The following is a 2,553-nucleotide window of genomic DNA, read 5'->3' on the forward strand; positions in this document are numbered from 1 at the left end:
CGATACCCGCGCCATGCCGCCGAACAACATCACCCATATGAGTCTGGAAGAACGCCGTCTGGTGCGTGACTGGCTGGAGGAATACGAAGAGAAACGCCGCGCCGGCCCCATCACGCGCCTGGCTGCGGACGGAGGCTGATACGACAGATTACGGATCGGGGGATGAGATGGCGAAGATCACACGCGCGCAGCTGGAAGAAGCCGCTGCCCTCGTTCACGACGTGATGCCACCGACACCACAATATGCCTGGCCGCTGCTGAAGGCGCGGCTCGGGGTCGAGGTTGTCGTCAAGCACGAGAATCATACCCCCACCGGCGCCTTCAAGGTGCGCGGCGGTATCGTCTATCTCGACCGTCTGCGCCGCGAGCGCCCGGATGTGCGCGGCATCGTCAGCGCCACGCGCGGCAATCACGGTCAGAGCCTCGCGCTGGCCGGCACCCGCGCCGGCATTCCGGTCACCATCGTCGCGCCGCAGGGCAATGCCCGCGAGAAGAATGCCGCGATGCGCGCTTTCGGCGCCGAGTTGATCGAACATGGTGAGGATTTCGAAGCAGCGCGCAGCCTTCTGCCGCAACTCGCCGAAGAGCGCGGCTACGAAGTTGTACCATCCTTCCATCCCGATCTTGTGCAAGGCGTCGCGACCTACGCTTTCGAACTCTTCACCGCCTTTCCTGATCTTCACACGGTCTATGTCCCGATCGGCCTCGGTTCCGGCATCTGCGGCCTGATCGCTGCGCGTGATGCGCTGGGGCTCGACACGCAGATCGTCGGTGTCGTGTCGGAAAACGCGGATGCCTATGCCCGCTCGCTCGAGGCGGGCGAGATCATCGCCACCGAGACCTCCCGCACCTTCGCCGACGGGATGGCCACGCGCCAGCCCGATCCCGATGCCTTCGCGATCATCAGAACCGGCGCGGCGCGCATCGTGCGCGTCAGCGATCCGGAAGTCGCGGAAGCAATCCGGGTCTATCACGAGGATACGCACAACCTCGCCGAGGGTGCCGGGGCCGCACCGCTGGCGGCACTCGCGCGGGAGATGCGCAACGGCGATGCCGTCTTTCCAGAGGGCGCGCGCGTCGCCGTGATCCTGTGCGGCGGCAATATCGATCGCGGCGTGGCCGCAAGGGTTCTGGCCGGCGAGACGCCCGAACCGACCTGAGGCATGGCGGCAATCAGGTCCGGAGTGCGGCGCGCTGCGTATGATCTCTAAAGACAACAAGCGCCGTCTTCCACTGCAGGCGTGAGGCTTGAGCCTGTCGCGCACTGACGTTAAAGCAACTGCGACAATCGAGAGAACACAACCATGTCCGAGCCCGCCATCACTGCCGCCATGCTCGTCATCGGAGACGAAATCCTCTCCGGGCGCACGAAGGACAAGAATATCGGCTACCTGGCGGATTACCTTACCGAACGCGGCATCGATCTGCGCGAGGCGCGCATCGTGCCCGATATCGAGGAGGAGATCGTCGCCGCGCTGAACGCCATGCGGGCACGCTACACCTATGTCTTCACCTCCGGCGGCATCGGCCCCACTCATGACGACATCACCGCCGACAGCATCGCCAAGGCGCTTGGTGTCGGCATCGATTACGACGAGCGCGCACTCGCCATGATGCGCGAGCGCTATGCGCCGGGCGAACTCAACGAAGCCCGCATGCGCATGGCCCGCATCCCCTTCGGCGCGACGCTGATCGAAAATCCGATCTCGAAGGCGCCGGGCTTCATGATCGAGAACGTAATCACCATGGCCGGCGTGCCCTCGATCATGCAGGCGATGCTCGACGATGTGAGCCAATATCTCGCGAGCGGCGTGAAGGTTATGGTCGAGACGATCGACGCGCAGGGGCTGCCCGAGGGATCCTATGCCAGCGCGCTGGCCGAGATCGACAAGGCGCATCCCGACGTGTCGATCGGCTCCTACCCTTCCTTCACCGGCGCCGGTTTCCGCAACCAGATCGTCGTACGCGGGCGTGATCGCGCGGCGATCGACGCAGCGCTCGGCGATATCCGCGCCCTGCTCGACCAGACCACGGGCGACAATGCGCCGGCGTGAGCACTGACAACCCTTTCAACAGCCCTGATTGGTTCGAGGAAAGCAAAAAATGACGAACCCCGCAGACAAAGCCTTTCCGGTCTCCTGGGACCAGTTCCACCGCGATGCCCGTGCCCTGGCCTGGCGGCTCTCTGCCGCCGGCCCGTTCGAGGGGATCGTCTGCATCACCCGCGGCGGGCTGGTGCCGGCGGCGATCGTGGCGCGTGAACTCGAATTGCGGCTGATCGAGACGGTGTGCATTGCGAGCTATCACGATTACCAGAAGCAGGGGCAGTTACAGGTCATCAAGGATATCGCCCCGGCGGTGCGCAATCTCGGCAACGGCAAGGGCGCGGGCGTGCTGGTCGTCGACGATCTCACCGATACCGGCAAGACCGCGCGGGTCGTGCGCGAGATGCTGCCCGAGGCGCATTTCGCCACGGTCTACGCCAAGCCTGCCGGGCGCCCGCTGGTCGACACCTTCGTGACGGAAGTCAGCCAGGATACCTGGATCTACTTC

At 64.7% G+C, this 2,553-nt stretch carries 3 protein-coding genes; all 3 read left to right on the forward strand.

From position 1 onward, the window contains the following. Positions 1-167: 167 nt before the first annotated feature. Complete coding sequence (locus VKP01_RS13630; RefSeq protein ID WP_324413178.1) at positions 168-1,160, forward strand: threonine dehydratase; 993 nt, start codon at positions 168-170, stop codon at positions 1,158-1,160. A 144-nt stretch (positions 1,161-1,304) separates the two neighbouring features. After that, the gene (locus VKP01_RS13635) at positions 1,305-2,054 is read left to right on the forward strand and encodes a competence/damage-inducible protein A (RefSeq protein WP_324413180.1); all 750 of its coding nucleotides are present in this window, start codon (positions 1,305-1,307) and stop codon (positions 2,052-2,054) included. 49 nt (positions 2,055-2,103) lie between these two features. Continuing rightward, positions 2,104-2,553 (forward strand): xanthine phosphoribosyltransferase (gpt, locus tag VKP01_RS13640; protein WP_324413182.1); only part of this gene is annotated, 450 nt, incomplete at its 3' end.

The sequence above is a fragment of the Saliniramus sp. genome (genome assembly GCF_035311605.1).
GTDB lineage: Bacteria > Pseudomonadota > Alphaproteobacteria > Rhizobiales > Beijerinckiaceae > Saliniramus.

What these genes read in the sequence shown, in the direction of transcription:
- VKP01_RS13635 (WP_324413180.1), top strand. Translation starts at nt 1,305, where the DNA reads ATGTCCGAGCCCGCCATCACTGCCGCCATGCTCGTCATCGGAGACGAA.
- VKP01_RS13630 (WP_324413178.1), top strand. Translation starts at nt 168, where the DNA reads ATGGCGAAGATCACACGCGCGCAGCTGGAAGAAGCCGCTGCCCTCGTT.